Source organism: Pseudoalteromonas sp. MEBiC 03485 (assembly GCF_004195145.1).
In the GTDB taxonomy this organism is placed as follows: domain Bacteria; phylum Pseudomonadota; class Gammaproteobacteria; order Enterobacterales; family Alteromonadaceae; genus Pseudoalteromonas; species Pseudoalteromonas apostichopi.
The window spans coordinates 55,729-74,334 of record NZ_SGBT01000002.1; the positions used below are offsets into that span (position 1 = coordinate 55,729).

At 40.2% G+C, this 18,606-nt stretch carries 21 protein-coding genes and 1 pseudogene; 20 read left to right on the top strand and 2 right to left on the bottom strand.

The genetic code is table 11. The features are described from left to right. Window positions 1–21 precede the first annotated feature (21 nt). Window positions 22–585: a YSC84-related protein gene (locus tag EVU92_RS17095; protein WP_130052373.1), complete on the top strand. Its 564-nt coding sequence runs from the start codon at window positions 22–24 to the stop codon at window positions 583–585. 172 nt (window positions 586–757) lie between these two features. Here EVU92_RS17095 and EVU92_RS17100 read toward each other — a convergent pair whose 3' ends face one another. Beyond that, entirely contained in the window at window positions 758–1,036 is a 279-nt protein-coding gene (locus EVU92_RS17100; RefSeq protein WP_130052374.1) for a hypothetical protein, read from the bottom strand. A gap of 251 nt (window positions 1,037–1,287) precedes the next feature. Here EVU92_RS17100 and EVU92_RS17105 point away from each other — a divergent pair, with 251 nt between their 5' ends. The 17 genes from EVU92_RS17105 to EVU92_RS21635 all read left to right on the top strand — a co-directional run bounded on the left by EVU92_RS17105 (window position 1,288) and on the right by EVU92_RS21635 (window position 11,780). Continuing rightward, the gene (locus EVU92_RS17105; RefSeq protein WP_130052375.1) at window positions 1,288–1,524 is read left to right on the top strand and encodes a hypothetical protein; all 237 of its coding nucleotides are present in this window, start codon (window positions 1,288–1,290) and stop codon (window positions 1,522–1,524) included. Next, window positions 1,521–1,793: a DUF3850 domain-containing protein gene (locus EVU92_RS17110; RefSeq protein WP_130052376.1), complete on the top strand. Its 273-nt coding sequence runs from the start codon at window positions 1,521–1,523 to the stop codon at window positions 1,791–1,793. The genes EVU92_RS17105 and EVU92_RS17110 overlap by 4 nt, the downstream gene beginning before the upstream one ends. 2 nt (window positions 1,794–1,795) lie before the next feature. Continuing rightward, window positions 1,796–3,841 carry a hypothetical protein gene (locus EVU92_RS17115; RefSeq protein WP_130052377.1) on the top strand — a complete coding sequence of 682 codons (2,046 nt, stop codon included), beginning with the start codon at window positions 1,796–1,798 and terminating at the stop codon, window positions 3,839–3,841. Further along, complete coding sequence (locus tag EVU92_RS17120) at window positions 3,834–4,025, top strand: hypothetical protein (RefSeq protein ID WP_130052378.1); 192 nt, start codon at window positions 3,834–3,836, stop codon at window positions 4,023–4,025. Before EVU92_RS17115 ends, EVU92_RS17120 begins: the two co-directional genes overlap by 8 nt. Next, window positions 4,015–4,491 carry a hypothetical protein gene (locus tag EVU92_RS17125; protein WP_130052379.1) on the top strand — a complete coding sequence of 159 codons (477 nt, stop codon included), beginning with the start codon at window positions 4,015–4,017 and terminating at the stop codon, window positions 4,489–4,491. The genes EVU92_RS17120 and EVU92_RS17125 overlap by 11 nt, the downstream gene beginning before the upstream one ends. Continuing rightward, on the top strand, window positions 4,424–4,945 hold the full coding sequence (locus EVU92_RS17130) for a hypothetical protein (protein WP_130052380.1): 522 nt from the start codon (window positions 4,424–4,426) through the stop codon (window positions 4,943–4,945). Before EVU92_RS17125 ends, EVU92_RS17130 begins: the two co-directional genes overlap by 68 nt. Further along, entirely contained in the window at window positions 4,935–5,723 is a 789-nt protein-coding gene (locus tag EVU92_RS17135) for a hypothetical protein (protein ID WP_205987946.1), read from the top strand. Before EVU92_RS17130 ends, EVU92_RS17135 begins: the two co-directional genes overlap by 11 nt. Window positions 5,724–6,325: 602 nt before the next feature. Continuing rightward, a complete protein-coding gene (locus tag EVU92_RS17140) occupies window positions 6,326–7,135 on the top strand; it encodes a major capsid protein P2 (RefSeq protein ID WP_130052381.1) in 810 nt (269 codons plus the stop codon). A 9-nt stretch (window positions 7,136–7,144) separates the two neighbouring features. After that, complete coding sequence (locus EVU92_RS17145; RefSeq protein ID WP_130052382.1) at window positions 7,145–7,528, top strand: hypothetical protein; 384 nt, start codon at window positions 7,145–7,147, stop codon at window positions 7,526–7,528. A gap of 109 nt (window positions 7,529–7,637) precedes the next feature. Further along, window positions 7,638–7,817, top strand: a complete 180-nt coding sequence (locus tag EVU92_RS17150) for a hypothetical protein (RefSeq protein ID WP_130052383.1) — start codon at window positions 7,638–7,640, stop codon at window positions 7,815–7,817. Between the two features lie 107 nt (window positions 7,818–7,924). Continuing rightward, window positions 7,925–8,176 (top strand): hypothetical protein, encoded by a 252-nt coding sequence (locus tag EVU92_RS17155; RefSeq protein ID WP_130052384.1) that lies wholly within the window; start codon window positions 7,925–7,927, stop codon window positions 8,174–8,176. Further along, window positions 8,169–9,185 (top strand): hypothetical protein, encoded by a 1,017-nt coding sequence (locus EVU92_RS17160; RefSeq protein WP_130052385.1) that lies wholly within the window; start codon window positions 8,169–8,171, stop codon window positions 9,183–9,185. Before EVU92_RS17155 ends, EVU92_RS17160 begins: the two co-directional genes overlap by 8 nt. After that, window positions 9,185–10,627 (top strand): hypothetical protein, encoded by a 1,443-nt coding sequence (locus EVU92_RS17165; RefSeq protein WP_130052386.1) that lies wholly within the window; start codon window positions 9,185–9,187, stop codon window positions 10,625–10,627. Before EVU92_RS17160 ends, EVU92_RS17165 begins: the two co-directional genes overlap by 1 nt. Next, window positions 10,627–11,094 carry a virion protein gene (locus EVU92_RS17170; RefSeq protein WP_130052387.1) on the top strand — a complete coding sequence of 156 codons (468 nt, stop codon included), beginning with the start codon at window positions 10,627–10,629 and terminating at the stop codon, window positions 11,092–11,094. The genes EVU92_RS17165 and EVU92_RS17170 overlap by 1 nt, the downstream gene beginning before the upstream one ends. Continuing rightward, window positions 11,087–11,479 (top strand): hypothetical protein, encoded by a 393-nt coding sequence (locus tag EVU92_RS17175; protein WP_130052388.1) that lies wholly within the window; start codon window positions 11,087–11,089, stop codon window positions 11,477–11,479. The genes EVU92_RS17170 and EVU92_RS17175 overlap by 8 nt, the downstream gene beginning before the upstream one ends. Before the next feature lie 2 nt (window positions 11,480–11,481). Then, window positions 11,482–11,631 (top strand): hypothetical protein, encoded by a 150-nt coding sequence (locus tag EVU92_RS21630; protein ID WP_168990034.1) that lies wholly within the window; start codon window positions 11,482–11,484, stop codon window positions 11,629–11,631. Further along, window positions 11,625–11,780, top strand: a complete 156-nt coding sequence (locus tag EVU92_RS21635) for a hypothetical protein (RefSeq protein WP_168990035.1) — start codon at window positions 11,625–11,627, stop codon at window positions 11,778–11,780. The genes EVU92_RS21630 and EVU92_RS21635 overlap by 7 nt, the downstream gene beginning before the upstream one ends. A 64-nt stretch (window positions 11,781–11,844) precedes the next feature. On the opposite strand, the gene EVU92_RS17180 is transcribed toward EVU92_RS21635, so the two are convergent. Beyond that, window positions 11,845–12,318 (bottom strand): DUF3653 domain-containing protein, encoded by a 474-nt coding sequence (locus EVU92_RS17180; RefSeq protein WP_130052389.1) that lies wholly within the window; start codon window positions 12,316–12,318, stop codon window positions 11,845–11,847. Between the two features lie 691 nt (window positions 12,319–13,009). Here EVU92_RS17180 and EVU92_RS21855 point away from each other — a divergent pair. Further along, window positions 13,010–13,156: pseudogene (locus EVU92_RS21855) on the top strand (cold shock domain-containing protein); the annotation flags it as partial. Window positions 13,157–13,319: 163 nt separating this feature from the next. Beyond that, window positions 13,320–18,560 (top strand): AAA family ATPase, encoded by a 5,241-nt coding sequence (locus EVU92_RS17190; RefSeq protein ID WP_130052391.1) that lies wholly within the window; start codon window positions 13,320–13,322, stop codon window positions 18,558–18,560. The last annotated feature ends 46 nt before the right edge of the window (window positions 18,561–18,606 follow it).

Here is an 18,606-nt window from a genome sequence, read left to right on the forward strand (position 1 = left end):
ACTAATATTCAAGGAATATGTATGAAAAAGTATATCGTTATTAGTTTAGTTTTAATGACCACAATTTTAACCGGTTGCGCCACTACAGGTAGTGCGTCCCCTAATGAAAAACGTGCTTTAGTGCAAAGTATGAAAAATAACACATTGAGTGAATTGTACGCACAAAAGCCAGATGTTAAACAACAAATTGCTAACTCTGCTGGTTATGCCGTTTTTGATAATGCCAATGTTAACGTTGTTTTAGCCAGTTTTGGTGGCGGTTATGGTGTCGTTAAAAATAACCTAACTGGTAAATCAACTTATATGAATATGGGTGAAGCTGGTTTGGGACTCGGTTTAGGTGTAAAAGACTTTAATGTAGTAATGGTTTTTCATAACCAAGCAGCAGTAAATCGCTTTATTGAACATGGTTGGGCATTCGGTGGAAATGCTGATGCAGCAGCAAAATATGAAGAAAAAGGTGGTGCTTTAGTTGCCGAAGCAATTGCAGACCAAGTTACGGTTTATTCTTTAACCGAAAATGGACTTGCTCTTCAAGCAGTACTCAAAGGCACTAAGTTTTGGGTGGATTCTGAACTAAATTAACCTTTAAAAAACCCTTCTAAAAGTGGGCTAGTTAGCAACTTAACTCCCACTTTTAATTACTTTAGCTAATTTAACATAACGTAATTTATTCATCGTTGATTCACCTGTAACCGTTGCGGGGTGGGTGTTTCCGAAAGTCAAGACCGTCAAAATGTGGGGTACAAAAATCTACCTACGCAACACTTTTACGCCAAATTTCTGCATCTTCATTGTTACCCTTTCTTTCAGCCTTAAAAGCTTCTAAAAGTGCCATAGTTTCAAGGGGTTCAGGGTGTTCACCTACTAAAAGTAGCTTAAGGGCTGTAAGGTCTTTAAATTCGCCTTTCCCATTGCGAACAATGCTAATTGCCTGTTTTGATATGCCTGTTATCTTGTGAACCATATAGTCAGAGTCAAGTTCTGCAACGGTTTTAAACCAATCTAGCAGTTCAAGTGAAGAGCTTATTTTCATACGTTTTGTGTCCGTCTTGGCGTGTCGGTAATTTTGATTATAGTCGTTGGTCAGTATATTTTCACTAATCAATACCCATTGACGTAGTGGTTGTATATTGACTACCATCATCCCCGAAGCAGTCGCCCGACTGTGGAAGGTGTTTACATTGGCGTGTATTAGGCGGCTACCCGACAAAGGTAGTCGCCCATCACTTAGCCAAAGATGAACAAATTGTAAGAAAACGTTAAACCACACGCCAAGGTGAAAGCATGAGTCAATACAAAGTAGATATTCATGAATTACACACAGAATCAGACCACTGGGACTATGCCAGGGGTAAAGCCGCACAACTAAAGCTTGAGTTTAAAAATAAACTGGCAGCAATTCGCCGTGAAAAACAAATTCAAATTCAAGCAGAGCGTGAACGCAATTATCAAGACGGTTCATGCATTCGCTATGATGCACTTAGGTCAGCGGCTTATGCTGCAAAGGTTGGTGCGTTATGACTACACACAGATTAAAAATTGCGCCTGAGTATTTCGGGCTTGTTTCGGTTGGGATGAAAACAGCCGAAGTAAGATTGAACGATAGAAATTATAGAGAGCATGATTATTTATATTTGTGCGAGTTCAAAAACAATGAGTACACCGGAAGAACTGTTTTAGTTCAGGTGACACATGTTCTTTCTAGCGATGAATTTCCAAGCGGTTTGAAAGATGGATATTGCGTCTTATCTTTTGATATCGCTTGCGTTCACTTTAAGTTTCGGGGTTAGTTATGGCAATTAATATCCCCGAACACATTATTAATAAAGCAGCAGTTAGCGCCCAAAGTGGCGCTTTTTTTAGTTGCGGCGTAACTGAAAATAAAACAGGTTGGTGGACTGAGGAATTATACGGTCAAAACCCCGAAGGGGCGCGAAGCGGAAAAGCTAGGCTTGTCAAAAGGCGCAAAAGTCAGACACAACAAAAAAGAGATGAAAATCCACGTTCTAAACAGTCTCTTTTAGCTGCTAAGGCTTCAAGCCTTGATAGTTTATACAGTCATGCCCTTAAAAACTTAACGCCTGAACAGCGTTCAGAGCGCCTTGGTATTAATCCTGATGAAATTCTTTGTCTTGAAACAGGTGAAATTAAACCGAAAAAGGTAGCAGAAATCGACAAAGGTCACTTTGCCAGCACTGTTACACAGGCTGATGAAACAGCCCGCGTCCACTTTCAAAGCCGTAATTGGTGTGATGGTTTTCGTATTGTTTGCACTCAAAATACCCGCGCAAGTGATGCGCCGGACGCGAACACAGGCGACCGAATTACTCAAACAGTTAGCAGCCGCGCCCGTGGAAAAATCATAGACAGCGGTTTATACATGCAAGCCGTCAAAGGCGGTTTTAATGCGTTTTTAACTGTGACGCTAGATGAAAAAGCCCGTAAAAAATTAAATGAAAAACACTTAAAAAAAGCGAGTGGCGGTAAAGCTGGCGACATCATCAAACCATGGTATGACGCAAGCGGCGAAAAGCTTGTTTTTGAAATGGCAGATAACAACCCAATTGTAGCAAGTGGGCGTTTTTCCTTGCTTAAGTATGACTTTGCAACGATTGGTGAGCAGTTAAGCCCGTTCTTTGACAAGCTAGGGAAAATGCACAAGCGCGGTTTTATCGCAACGGGGAATATCTCAAAAACACCTAAAGGCAAAAAATACCCATGGGGTAAAGTTGAATGTATTGGGCGAAATGACCGTTTATACCCATGGGGTAAAGTGCAAAGTGTTGGTGCCAGTGGTCGTGTTGAATCAGACCTAATGCACGACAATGAAAGGCTTTACCCTTGGGGTGTTGTTGAATGCATAGAGCAATGCGAAAAGCGCGCAATCACAAATGAGCGAATGGAATTAACAGCAATTGAATGTGAGCAATCAGCAACGAAAAAACCTATCTTTGATTATCTTTGGGTAGCCGAAGCGCCAGCAAAAAAACATGGCTCTAAAACGTATGACTGGAACGGTGAAAAGCATGTGATTGAGTGTGTTGGGGAACAAAACTATCACGCTCATGTGCTTATGCGCTGGAATGTTGAGCCTGTTTATTTTCATGAGTGGTCGGCAAATATTGAACGCCATTGGGGGCAAGGCTTTGTGACGATTGAGCGTATTAAAAACGCCAAGGCAGCAGCCACCTATTTATTAAAAGCGCTTGGATATATGACCAAAGGCGCGGAAGGGTCACAAGGCGAAATTCGCGGTAATCGTTACAATATTTCGAAGTATGCTCGCGCCGAAGCGTGGGAAAACTGCGCTACTCATGAAGCGCAACACATGTACGGCCTAATACAAGAATACATGCAAGGCTTAGAAGAAAAAGCCCGCCGCAGAGCTTCGAAGCAATACGAATTAAAAGCAACAATTGGCTTTATCGAAAAGCAAAAAAACATCAACAAAAAGTCATTTAGCGAAAAACGATTACATCTAATTGAAAAACTTGAACAAAAGCTCGAAACCATAAGCGAAAAAGTCACCGAAATTTCAAACGAAATTCACGGCAATTTTGCGCGTGGTGGTGTCGCTAAATTCGCAGACAAAACAGCTTTTTTAGGCTTTATGGATTGGGCTATTGGGGTGCGCGGTTGGCAGTTGAAAACCGCTTTCACAAAGTTAACCAGCCCTGAAATAGACAAGCAGATAGAAGCAGAAAAACAGGAGGAAAACATCGTAAATAAATTACTCAGAAAAACACGCCAATGTTATGACGATTCAATTTCAGCGCTTTGTGATTTTTATTCACGGTTTGAGCGCGTTGACGACTACGGAATAGGTTTTTATGAGTAGCAAAGTATTAAATGCCATTCAGGCAAAAATCAATGAAGCTAAAAGCTTAAGTGTTTTACAAGCTGGTAAAAAGGTCGAGTTAGCAGAAGAGGCGCTTGGCGATGTTATGAAGTGGGCGTTTGATATGGAGTCGAGAGTTAATAGCTTGGAAGCTCAATATTCAGGTGATGCCTATGTCGAGTAAATCAAACAATCCCGATTTAGGCGCAATTGAGTGTGATGCTTGCGGCGGATTCGCTGCAATTCGCAGACAGCGAACAGGTCGCCAACTGCTTTACTTGCACTGCAAAAACTGCGGAATGGATAAGCGAAGCGGCGCGAAACTTCAAGCGAAATGGGAGCGGGCTATAGGCGAACAACAACCCGAACCCGAAGTTGATTTATCGCCAAAACCACTGGCGCAATTATCGCACGACAAAGGCGAATGGCTACCACCTGAAATTCGCCCTCAAGCGCAGCAACCACAGGCATTAACCCATGAAACTAAAACCAGCGAACAAGGCACAGCAAATGAGCGGAACAACGAATCAGCACAACGAATTGAACACGAAAAAAACGATACTAGCGGAAGCAATGGAGGGCTTGGATTATTCATCTTCGGTGCAATCGCAGGGCTCGCAGCAATCGCAGGAATCAGAGCAAACGCATAACGAGCCTGAACAGGGCGTTCAAATCAACGAAAATTACAGCGAATTGGATAGCTATTTAAAACAGGGCGAACCATCGCATGATGATAATCAGGATGTTGTCGAAGCGGAAGAAATGAGCGAAGCGGACGCGCAAGCATTTTCTGCATTTGGTGTTGGTAAAGCTGCAGAGTTTGTCGAATCAATGTTCGACCATCCCGTTACCATTGATAACGACACTCGCGAAAAAATCGCCATTGCTGCAACACCTGTTGTACTCAAGCATACAAAGGGCGCTCAATTGCCGCCGTGGGTTACAAAATACATCATGCCATACAAGGAAGAATTGATGTTAATTGCCGCCCTTGGTAGCGCTGGCCTGTCAATTTACTCGCAAATCAAAAAGGCTGAAAAGGCCACACCGAAAAGCGAACCGAAATATGACAAAAGCGGGGAGGTAACAGTCAGTGCCAGTTAATCCAAATAACAGCTTACAAGCAAAGCACGTTTGCTACCTAGCTGGCACAGGCGGCGGTAAAACAACCGCCGTTAAACTGCTTCGCTTGGTAGGTAATCAAGTGGCTATTTTCGATATGTACGGCGATTATCGCTATGATGCTCGCAGTAAATCGCCATTTAACGGCTTAGGCGGTCGCCCTGTCTATCACTACAAAACTCGCCGCGCTTTCGCTACTGCTTTCGCTGATGCATGGCGAAGTGGTAAAAAATTCGCAGTTGCTTACCAGCCCCAGTTTAGCCCATCACTAAAAGGCGACAAGCTAAAAGCGGCAAGGGTTGCTGAACTTCAATGGTTTGCATCGCTAATGTGGGCGGCTGCGGACGGCAATCGCGAGCTACACGTTATCATTGAAGAATTAGCGAAACTCGCAAGCACTGCGGGCAAGGACGATACCATAGTAGGCGAAATGGCAACGGGTGGGCGGAAGTTTGGCCTTATCTTACACACTATTTTCCAGCGCTCGCAGGAAGTGCCAAAAACCATCTGGAATAACAGCCCGCGTAAGGTGCTAGGTGCGCAAGAATCAAGGGGTGATGCTAAACAAGTCTCGGTTGAATTGGACGCAGAATTATCTGACGTTTTCGCATTGAGCCAGCGAAATCAGCAGCACGACAAAAAGCGCTTGTATTACCTTGTTAAGTCGCGTGGCGGTATCGGTAATATTGAACCGCAATACATCGATTTGAAGCATGGTCAGAACCATAAAATTACATTTGATCAGTTAAGGGCGGCGTAATGGCTTACGACTCAAATTACCGCGACAGAACCAGAACGCGCTCATGGCAAAGAGCAGAGCTAATTACTGCGCACTTAAAGGGTTTGTTTGAGAAAACAGATTCAACTATTTTCGACCTAAATCAAGGGCGGCAATTTTTTAGGTTGGGTGACTTTTGCGCTGAACTTCATTTAACTAACACGGTATATAAATGCAAATTTGCCGTGTGCGGCATTAAAAAAGCAAATGACGGAAGTATGCTTTTTTACTATGGCGAACACAGTCTCGGTGAAACAAAACCTAAAGTAAAAATCATGTGCGAATGGGATTTCAAATACAGAATTTATGATTTTTACGAGGGGTCAAACACTTAAAAGAGCGAAAATTTCGCTCTTTTCGCTATAGGGGGAGCGAAACCCGTTCGACCTGAGAGCGAAACGCCTGATTTATTAATTAACGAATTTTCACACGACAAGTTCGTTAATTAACTAAATAGGTGCAAACCATGTTTAACAAATCAAATTTAATTCCTGTAGGTATCACGCTAGGTGCATTAGCGTTGCTTTCAAATGTGCGCGCTCTGCGTTCAATTAAACGTACAATTTTAGGTTAAGGGGGTAGCGATGCGCGAACATTCACCCCTAAATAATCTTACTGGTGTATCAGCGGGCGGCACTGCTTCGCTTACTCTGCCAATCGGTCACACATATGACAAAATCCACTTTAAATATGCTGGCGTAACCGCCGAGCAAATTAAAAACGTGCGCCTTGAGCTTAACGGTCGACTTTTAACTGAATGGTCAACACTTGCCGATTTAATCAAAGAAAATGACTATTACGCTCGTCAAAAAGTGGCTGGTTTAACAACGTTGCATTTCGTGCGCCCTGAAATCAAAAGCGCATTAAAACCAACACTGGTTGAACAGCGTTTCTTTGGTCTTGGCACAACAGGTTTAAGCCTTGCTCAAATCAAGTTTGATATTGACCAAGCAGCAACAGCGCCCGATATTAAAGCGTTTGCCGAAAAATCGACAGCGTCTGCACCTGGTTGGTTGTTCAAGCGCCGCACATTTCGTTACAACATCGCGGAAGGTGTTAACGAAATCGAAAACTTACCGCGCCCTAAAGGTTCATACATTGCACTGATTGAAATCAAAAAAGCAGGCGTTACTAGCACTGAATTTTTGGTTAACAACGTGAAATGGCGTGACAAAATCCCAGCCGAATTACACTCACTTATCCTGAAGCAAGGCGGTCGTGTTCCACAGGCTGATACATACGCAATCGACCTAATGAATGACGGTGACGTGTTCGGCGCATTAATGCTTGACCCTGCTATCAATGATATGCGCTTACGTATCGAAGCTGATTCAGCAGGACAAGCTGAGATTGTTGTTCATTACTTTGATGACTTCGCGAAAAGCACGTTCTAAGGGGGCTGTATGGTCGGTAGTTTTGGCAGCGCGGTAAGTGTTCCAGTTGAAAATATGGTTCAACACACAGCAGTTATGCCGCCAGAAAATTCGAGCATATGGGGTAATTTTACGGGTGGCGTTAATAACGCCCTCGCAAATGCAATGAACCTCTATGGTCAGTACGAGCAGATTCAAGCAGCAAAAAAAGCCACTGGCGCGGCGCGTGTTGAAAATGAATACACGCCCGAACTAGATAATGGCGCGGCAACGCTTGTTGATGTACCTCGCAATGCAACAGCACAGCAAGGCCAACAAGAAGTGATGGTGTTTGGCTTTCCGCAAAAGCAAGTAATCATGGCTTTTGGTGGCTTACTGGCTGTTGCCGTTCTTTTAAAGGTGGCTAAGTCATGAGTAAAAAAGGTTTAAAAGCATTTGCTTACGGTGTGGCTGTTGCGGCTGTTGGTGCAATTGTCGCTGAAAAAGTGCGTGATTTTATGCGCAAGCGACAGGCGGCTGAGTAATGGGCGGCGCGGGCGGCATGAGTGCCAGTAACTCAAGCGCTGCAAGCTCAGGTACGGGCGACCAAAAAGCAAATATTGGCTTTCAAGGTGGCTCTATCAACTTCGGCTCAAGCAATAACAATCAATTGATGATTATCGGTGCGATTGCGATTGCAGCAATCTTGCTTTTCAAAAAATGATTGAGTTTTGCAAGTCGGCGCAGCTACACCAAATCAAGCGGGCGGCAGGCTCGCCCGCTGATTTTGAGTGCATAAAGTCGGAAATTCAAAAGGGCATCGCTAGATTTGTGAAAATTTACGGTGTCTTTTTTGTTTTACGTGTAGATGGTCAAGCGTTAACGGTCGTATGCGCAGAAGGTAAAGAGCTAAAAAGAGCGTCTTACGTGGTGATTGAATTAGCAAAGCGATTAAGGTTAAACGCAATCGACTTTTACACACAGCGCCCAGCACTCACCCGACTTTTAAAACACTGCAACTTCAATTTATTAGATACCGCTGATGGCGGTTATAAAGTTTATAGGATGGCGCTAAATGGGTAGTAAGTCACGCTCTAACAGCTCACAACAAACTAACAACACCAGTACGTCACTCGGCGTACAAGGTGATAATACAGGGTTTATGACCGTTGGTGATGGTAACTCGTATAACATCACCACCACTGACGGCGGTCTTGTTGATGGCCTTGTCTCTATTTGGGGAGATATGGCGGGCAACCAGTCAGAAATGACAACCACAGTCGGTAACATGGCAAGCGATGCATTTGATTATGGTCGCGATGTTAACCGCGATTCACTTGATGCAATGCAGGGCACAACGGCGGACGCGCTGAATTTTGGGCGTGATTCGCTTGAATTATCAAACGCACTAGGCCGCGACTCAGTGACCGCAATGCAAGATACAACACGAAACGCAATGGGCCTTTCTTACGATGCAATGAATATCGTAGCGGGAGCGGGTGAAGGTGTACTTGATTTTGCAACGACCGCAATGGGCGAAATGGGTAATACGCTAAAAGATGCCTTTACGTTTGGTGATGGTATTGCGCGTGACTCTATTGCAGCGCAAAGCAATCTAGCGCGTGATTCTATTGCGGCGCAAAATTACCTTGCTGAATCAACCGTAAAAGAAAACAGCGACTTAGCGCGTGGCGTTGCGCAATTAGCTGAATCAATGCATGGCAACAATACAGCCTTTGCAAACAACGCAATCGAAGCAAACGCCGCAGTTGTTCGAGATTCCAATAACAACATGGCTGATTTAGCGTATTACACGGCAGATAACGCAAGCAATCTGGCGCGTGATTTTGCAGGTAGCTTTGCTGATGTAACAGGCGGTTTGGCAGCTAATGCAATCGCTGCAGCAAGTGACGCTTACCAAGATGCGGGCGACCAAACGTTATTGGCGCATAAGCAAGCATTACAGTTTGCAGATAACGCATCACGCTCTGACGGTCAGCAGCTCGCTATCAGCACAAATGAAACCATGAAATATATTGTTATCGGCTTAGGTGGTATTGCCATTGTTGCTATGTTTTGGGGGCGTAAATAATGTTTATCACAAAGTTTTTAAAACCAAATGAAGTAAATGATATAAACACAAAAGGTATGTTTATCAAGGTGATGAACTGTGAAGGTAAGCTTCGAATTCGCGCAACTGAGGGTGTTGAAGTTTTACTCGATACAGAAGTGCGGGCAGGGTTTGATTTGCAAACAGTGCGCCCGTTCTCGTTGATTCAAATCACAAGTGAGGTTGAGCAAAAACTCGAAATTTGGGTATCTCAACACAAATTAAGCTATGACGCACTAAGCACAAAGCCAAATAAAGCCGCGTCATTTATAGCGGAACATTATGGTTTGTCACAGCAAATTTTACCTTATGACCCATCACAAAGCGGTGCGAAAGTATCACTTTCTAGTAGTGGTTTTTGGGTAGGTGGTGAGGGTGTGGACAATCAGAATGGGATTTATGTTGCGCAGGGTGCTATTTACAACCACGATTCAGCCGCGCCGCTACATGCTTACATTAACGATAAGCCTGATTTAATCCTTGATATTGATACGCAGCAAAGTATAGAAGTGCTTGGTGATAATGAGTGTCGTGATTGGGTTGTCTTCGATAACAAAATGTTATTTAAAAATCAGGCGAACGATTCAAAGCTTGTCAACCTTGAAACGGGCGAAATTAAATCAATCGCTCACAAATACAACTCAGCATGTGTGTATGACGGTAAAGTATTTCTAACCAATACATCAGCAACGTTTAAGGTGTTGGATTTTGACGGGAACTTAATTGCAGATTTAGAAAACCCACATGCAAAAGTGCTGGATAGCGCTACACCTTACGGTTGCGTAGAAAGTGACGGCGGTGTATTAATTAGCGTTGATTTTTCGAGCGGAAATTCAGAAATTCACTATTACAAAGATGGCGTGTTCACTGTTCGTGATGGTGTTGATGCAGCATTAAAAGGCGCATCAGCTGCAAGCAAGTTGTACCGTGATGAAATTGACGGGCGCATCTGGGTCGCGATTGGGGAGGATTGGTATTATTCCGACGACGAGCTCGCGACACTGAGCATTAAAATTATTGACCAACCAACGGGCGTGGTTGATAAACCCGTTTTTTCAAATAAGTACGTTTGTTTTACGAGTAATACAGCTGCGAAAGTGTGGGTTCGTGAGTCGGGGCAAGTTATAGATGTTGGTGCCTTTGTAGCATCACCAAAAGCAGTGGCGGCGGTAGGTGACGCAATACTCGTTATCAAGGACGATAAAATCTATATATCAGAGGATAACTTTGCCACATACAGCATTGCTTACACGCATAGCCGGGTATTTTGCGACCGACTTTATGGCATGTTTGATATCGTGGGGAATGAGCTTGTTGCATGGGTGAATGACTCCACAGAAAACAGTGGTTTACTTAAGTTTGGTTTAACGCCTGACTTATCAAAACCTAAAGCGCTGTTCCGTGTGCTTAAGGAGTCGTTCTAATGAAAAAATCACACGTTTTATTAGCAACGCTTGCCGCGCTTGGTGTGGCAATGATTCCATCAAGTACAGCCGAAAAGCCGCGTGGTATTCGCAATAATAATCCGCTGAATATCGAAGATACGGGCGAAAGCTGGCTTGGTAAGGTCGGCAATGATGGGCGTTTCATGGTGTTTGAAACGGCGGGGCATGGCATAAGGGCAGGGGCGCGCATTTTGCGCACCTACCGCAACAAGTACGGCATTAAAACCATTGAAAACATTATTAATCGCTTTGCACCACCAAGCGAAAATAACTCTCAAAGTTATATTAATTTTGTTAGTGATAATACAGGTATACCGGAGGATAAGACGCTTAATGAATCCGATTATCCGGCAGTATTGGCGGCAATGATTTACCTAGAAAACGGGCAAAACCCATACACCGCCGACCAAATTCAACAAGGTTTTGTTTGGGGGTTCTATGGCTAAATTCTTAGATCGCAACTGGTCAACAATCCTGTTACTGCTCGGTGGTTACTATGCGTATTCACAAATCGTTATTCGAGGGCGCGAAACTATCGCACCAATGACAAAACCAGTGAGCAAGGCGCTTGCTGAAATTCAGTTTTTCATTAACGACAGCAATTACATCAAATACCCGAAAGCGGGCTTTTACCTAAACCCCGAAAAGCTTGATTTTAGTAACAAGGTAACTGATTTGCGCTGGCTGCAAGCAATCACATTGCTTCACGATAAGCATGAAGATTTGCTTAATCACATTTTTGATAACGACTTAAGGTTAAAACCACAATATGAGGTATTAATCGGGCTTGAAGTAAGCCCCGAATCAGTCGCCACAGTCGATAAGGTGTAGTTATGGACGCAAATACAATCATTGTTATCGGTGTTCAGGTTGGCGGTTTTATTGCCACTGTAGCGACACTTAAAAACGACATTAACTGGCTTAAAGTCATCATCAATAAACAAGATGAACGCATCAAGAAACTAGAGGAAAAACTATGTTAGCAACGGTTGGTAAATACCTGGCAGTTAAACTTTTAACAGAAGCATTTATTAAGCGTGTATGCTTGGCAACAGCTAAACACTTAGCTGAAAAGTCAGATAACACACTTGATAATGAATTAGTTGATGCATTAGCAGAAGCATTAGGGTAGAGTGCTTATTCTTCTAAAGGGTACAAACCCAAAAAAATAGCCCGCTATTGCAGCGGGCTTTTTATTAAGCGGTTTTCTTGTCACCGTATTTTAAAACCACATCCTTGATTGCTAACTGGTCGCCCATTTTGATTAAGTCTGAACCAATCGCCTTAAGCGTTTCACTGGCTTCAACTAAATCATGTAAATAAGCAATTTGCTGTTTAAGTGATTCGGTTTCCGATTCGCTATACCTGACAGCACGTTGCATAAAATCAATTTTATTGATAACGCTTGCGTCATAGCGTTTGCCGCGTGGAGTCCATAAATACCCATCACGACAAATATAAAAACCGTCCCACGATTTATGATACGTAAATCCCCCGTTTATACGTGATTCCAGCATAGCGACCGCGCGCGGGCATGGGTTATTAGTCGAAATCCAGCGTTCTAATGTTCGCTCGGATTTTAACAATAAAAAGGCCATTGTCGCTTTGCGGTCTAATTTGCCGAAATTCATAAATCCAGCACGAAAAAGCAGTTGTTTAAAATCAGTCATTTCCCTAAATTTCCTTTGACGTTGTTATGTTACGGCGTCTGCGCGGAAGAAAGTTTGATGATTTTTTTCGATTGAACCCCGAACATTCAATTAATTTAATTGATTGAACGCTGGTAGAGTAAAACGTATGAAAACGGGGGTTAGAATACAATTTTATTGCGTAAAGGGAAATGCCGACAAAATGTCGGATATAGCTAAATTTAACATAACGTAATTTATGGGTAGTATTTAATAGGTTTACCTGTAAGCCCTAACATTTCATATCTTAAGAAGATACCTTCAGTTTGTTTTACAAAGACAGTATTTCTAATAATTAAATACTCGGAACATCTATTAAGTTCAAACTTTAGATTTATCTAACCTATCAGAAATTTCACATTTAACTTATAAGCCTCTAATTTTACTTAGTATTATCTCTTCACCTTATTATAGTACGGCTACTGTATTGTACATATGGCTTACTGCCTCAGAGCCTATTCGCTCTTCACTTTAGTCTAAACAATAATAACAAGGATTTATAATGAGGAAATTTTTTCTAATTATCATCATTGGCTATTTTGCATGGGATCATTATGCGGTGAATTATGGTGGTATCTCACCGAAGGAAGCGATAAAAATAAAAATTATTGATCCTGTAAAATCAAAGTACAGCCATAATCGTGACATCACAATTTCTGATTACGAGAAGGCAAAATATGAGTGTGATGGCCGACAATACTGCAGCCAAATGAACTCTCTAGAAGAAGCGTTATTTTTTACTAAAAATTGCCCTAACACAAATTTAGATCAAAGACCTGGTGAAGCCCCCTGCCAGAGTGATTTCATATTACGTGATTAGATTGTATAAAACTTTATGTGAACTAGTTGTTTTATATAAACTAATATGTTGATTTAACAAATGAATCAGCCTAATAAATAAGATGGAAGATAGGTAAGTTTTGACTATACTAAATTAGTAGTAGCTATATAGTAGCTTGTATCTTTTTTAGTAAGGAGTTCTCTTGCCGATTCCAGGATATAGTTTAGTTGATTGTATCGACAATAGTGGTTACTTCTTACTTCATAGCGCTAAGTCACTAAAAAATGGTGACTTGGTCCTTATAAAGTCACTAAAAGAAGTAAGTAGAGACAAAGATACAATAAACAAGCTTTTACTTGAGCATGCATTTTCAGATAAATTAGACCATCCTAATATTTTAAAACCTATTAATTTCATTAACGAAGATGACTGTACAGCCATCATTTATGAATATTTTCCTGCCAAGCTTCTTTCTAAACTTTTACAAAAAGCGACTATTTCGGTAAATGATTTTCTGCCATTAGCTGTTAAGCTCTCAGAAACGGTCAATTATTTGCACTCTAAAAAATTAATTCATAAAGATATTAACCCCCATCACATTTTGATTAGTGATGATTTATTTAGCTTTAAATTATTTGGTTTACATATTGCGACCTCTCTTTCGAAGTCTTCACAAAACTTAACTAGCCCGGCAGTTTTAGAGGGTACCCTCGCTTATTTATCACCAGAACAAACCGGGCGTATTAATCGAAAAATAGATTGCCGCAGTGATCTTTATTCTTTAGGCGCCAGTTTTTATGAAATGCTAACTAGTAAACCTCCTTTTAGTGAACAGGATCAACTAGCACTTGTGCACTGTCATATAGCTAAAAAAGTTGTGCCAGTTAATAAAATTAATACAAACATTCCAAAAGTTATTGCTGATGTTATTAGTAAGCTACTTCAAAAAAATGCAGAAGATCGTTATCAATCAGCTTGGGGGTTAGCAAAAGATTTGCAACTAATTTCAGCTCGGTTTGAGAATGATCCATCACTCACTAATTTTGAATTACCAAATGTAAACTTCTCAGCATCAGAGCAATTTAATATTCCGCAGAAGTTATATGGTCGTAAAAAAGAAATAGCTGATTTGTTGCAGTCTTTTGAGCGTGTCGCCCAAGGTAGTTGTGAAATATTTTTAGTATCTGGTTATTCTGGTGTCGGAAAGTCTGCTCTGGTGAAAGAAGTCTATAAACCAATGACTGGAGAGTATGGATATTTTAGTTCTGGTAAGTATGATCAGTATCAGAGAAATATCCCTTATTCTGCCATCACTGATGCCTTAAATAAATTTTGTCGTTACATTTTAACAGAACCTAATGATGAATTAATTCTTTGGCGTGATATTTTTAACAACCACCTCACTGATAAAGCAGTATATTTGTGTAACATAATCTCTGACTTAAACCTAATTCTGAAAATTAAAGATATAGATATAGAGAAAAAAAATATAGATAAAAGTCTGTTACACAGTTTATTTCTAAGCCTTATGACTGCCATTTGTAGTAGAAACCGCCCTTTCATTTTATTTTTAGATGATATGCAATGGGCTGACTTAGCATCTTTAGAGTTATTAGCATCTTTATTTGATAATTTACAATTACATCATTTATTAATAATACAAGCATTTCGAGATAATGAGGTTGATTACCAACACCCATTCACTAAATTCATTACCGAAATTAAAGATAAAAATGTACCTGTAAACCAGGCTTTTTTGAATAACTTACCACAAGATGTAATAAATACTCTAATCAGTGACACAATAAATACCCCTGAAATAGAATGTCTTCCTTTAAGTGAACTCATATTCAAGAAGACATTAGGAAACCCCTTTTTTGTTTTACAATTTACGACAGAGTTGTATGAGAAAGGTCTGCTATATCACAACCTAGAAAAAGATTGTTGGTGCTGGGATAAAGAAACTATTTTGGCAGAAAACATCACCGATAATGTTGTTGATTTTATGGCAGGTAAAATTAATGAGCTACCAGATCATGCCTGTGATTTACTTAAGTATGCTGCAAGTGTTAGTAATACATTCGACACTAATATGTTGGTAGCGCTTTCTGATAATCAATACACAGCCAAGCAGATAATTAATAATTTGATCCCTGCTATTGATAGAGAACTTATATTAACTCCGCAATCTATTTCACATGTCATTCCTTCACAAGTGGCCGTTAATGAAAATGTGCAATTAAAATTTTTACATGACCGTGTGCAGCAAGCCGCCTACTCACTCATCCCTGAAAATGAGCGTCAGCAAGTTCATATTAATATTGCCAGACTGCTTTATCAGTATGCACTTAACAATAACATTCTAGATAAAAGCTTATTTGATCTAGCAAACCAATTTAATAAAGCAATAGAGCTTATATGTAATCCTCTTGAAATAAAGCAAGTTATTGAAATTAATTATTTAGCCGCAAAAAAAGCGTTTGACTCGGCGGCTTATAGCTCCTCTTATAATTATCTTAGCTTTGCTAAGAGGTTATTAAAGATAGAGCATTTTAAAGTTAACTATAGTGTAACGTTTGAGACCTTACTGTTGTTATGTAAAGTTAATTGTATTTTAAATAAATATAATGAATCCGATGAATTTTATAGTCTATTATTAAAATACAAACATACAGATTTAGATCATGCGCGCGTACTGCTGGTGAAAATGGATGATTTCCACCAACAAGGACTCTATCAAGAAGCACTAGATACACAATATCTAGCGTTAAAAGTATTAAATTTAACCCCGCCTTCTGAGTTAGAGAATTTAGATGCTCAAATCGTTAACGAAATCATGCTAATAGATACATACCTTGCACAGCACTCTATTGATAGTCTCTATGATTCTAATGACTTAGAAGATGAACAAATTTTATTATTACTCGATATTCTGACCAGCCTTTGGATCACCGCATATTTATTATCAGATGAGGATGTTGTTCAATGGGCATCAGTAAAAATGTGTAGCCTTTGCCTTGAGCATGGTAGGTGTGAACAATCTGCCTTTGCTTATATTCTTTATGGTTTTGTTTGTGTTAATAGGCTAAATGAATTCAAAAAAGCGGATGAATTTGGCAAAGTTGCACTAAAAATCGCTGATAACTACCCAAACCTAGCGTTACGCGGCAAAGTGTACTTTATGTACGGCTTAACGATTTGTCATTGGAGTAATCACCTTTCTTTTTCTACCAAAAGTTTTCGGCAAAGCTATCAATTCAGTTGTCAGGCTGGTGATTGGACATACGCTAGCTATGCAGCAGTTAATATTATTTCAAACTTAATAATAGAAGGCCTGCCCTTCACTGATGTTTTAACTGAGGCCAATAAGTACTTAAGTTTTTTAAAAGAAAAAAATGAAGAATCAACTAAAAGCTTTTTTATACCTGGCGCATATGTACCATTACTGCACTTAATGGATAAATGTGATAGCCATAATAGCTTTAACTGTGATGTTTTTAATGAACAGGAGCACCAACTTTATGCCAAAGACTCACCGATTATTCAAGCTTGGTATTACTATGCAAAAATCAGAGCGCTCTATTTAATTGGCCTATATGACGAAGCTCTAGCAATTATAGAGCATATTCATATCATCCCAATGGGTGTGCCAGGACAAATAAAAACACCTGAAGCCTATTTTTATTCATGTTTAATTCTGCTCGCTAAACCAGAAACTTATTTAGATTCTAGTAAATATCAGGACATGTTTAAGCACATGTTTGAACGCTTGAAAACTTGGAGTGACTCTTGTGAAGATAACTTCCTTCATAAGGTAAAATTGATAGAGGCTGAATTAGCAAGTTTGAATAACCAACCTTTCTATGAGGTATTTGATCTTTACCATCAAGCAATCGAGCTTGCTAAAGCAGCCGATTACAAACTGATTGAGGCATTAGCAAATGAGTTACTCGCAAATTACCTAGTGAAGCAAAGTAAACTTGAATATGTCATGCACCATCAGCAAATTTCTCAGACTATTTATAATCATTTATCAGTCAATGTTAAGGCGGCAAACTCATCATTACCAAACGATGAGATACCTGTTTTAACCAGTAATTCATCGATAGAAGTGTCGACTAGTTCAATTGCGCTTAATTCCATGATGCAGGCAGCTAATGTACTTTCAGAAGAAATGGTTATAGATAAGTTAATGAATAAATTAATTGCCATTGTTATGGAGTTTTCTGGTGCCTCAAAAGTTGCTTTGTTACTTAAGAAAAATTCAAAATGGTGGGTAGAAAATATTGGTATTTTGAATGAGCCAAATTTCCAGTTTGAACCTTTACCTTACTCTAAATCTACTGATATACCTGCCAGTGTTATCCGGTATGTGATTCGAACACAAAGTATGGCTTTAATTGGTAATGTGTCTGTCGATTCGGTTTTCACCAACGACCCTTACATTGAGAAGCATCAACCAAAATCTATTTTATGCTTACCACTTATCTACAAGAATCGAATCAACAGCATTGTCTATTTAGAGAATGAACTCACAACTGATGCCTTTGGCCAAAACCATCTAGATATGCTTAATTTATTGATTGGTCAAATGGCAATCTCAATCGAAAATTCAGTCCTTTATAGCCAAATGGAAGAAAAGGTTGTTGCCCGAACTAATGATTTAGAAAAATCACGAAAGCAATTAAAACAAACGCAAAATCATTTAGTCGAATCAGAAAAAATGGCTTCACTAGGTCGCTTAGTTGCAGGTGTTGCCCATGAACTTAATACCCCTTTAGGTGTGAGTGTCACAGCCTCTTCAAATCTGCTTGAATTAATAGAACAGCTACGCGTTGCATTTGAAGCACAAACTCTCACGCGTAAAGAATTTGTCTCTAGTATTGCAAATATTAACCAAGCAGGTTCTATTGTATACCGTAATTTAAATAGAGCTGCCGAACTTGTCGCTAACTTTAAACTAGTCGCTGTTGATACGAGTAACGATGAAGAGCGTGAAATCAATCTAAAAGAATATTTAACCGATTTAGTCAGCAGTTTATCTCCTGCTCTTAAAAAGGGTCATCATACTATCCAAATTGATTGTAGCGATGACTTAGTGATCAAGGTTGACCCTGGTGTTATCGCACATATATTCACCAATCTTATTTTAAATTCTTTAATACATGGCTTTGAAGATACACAAGAAGGTCAGATAACGATTACTGCAGAGCTTGAAGGCTCAAAACTTAGAGTTGATTTTCAAGATAATGGCAAAGGCATAACTAAAGAAGTACAAAGTAAGATATTTGAACCTTTCTACACGACTAAACGTGGGGCTGGCGGTAGTGGCCTTGGAATGAATATTGTTTATAATCTTATCGTTCAGAAGCTAAAAGGTACAATCAGCTGTCACTCTGAGGTTGGAAATGGCACTAAATTTACAATTTTAGCCAACTTTTAACCCATCTTCCTAACTTTTCTTAGTTAAATAATATTAACTTTTGTAA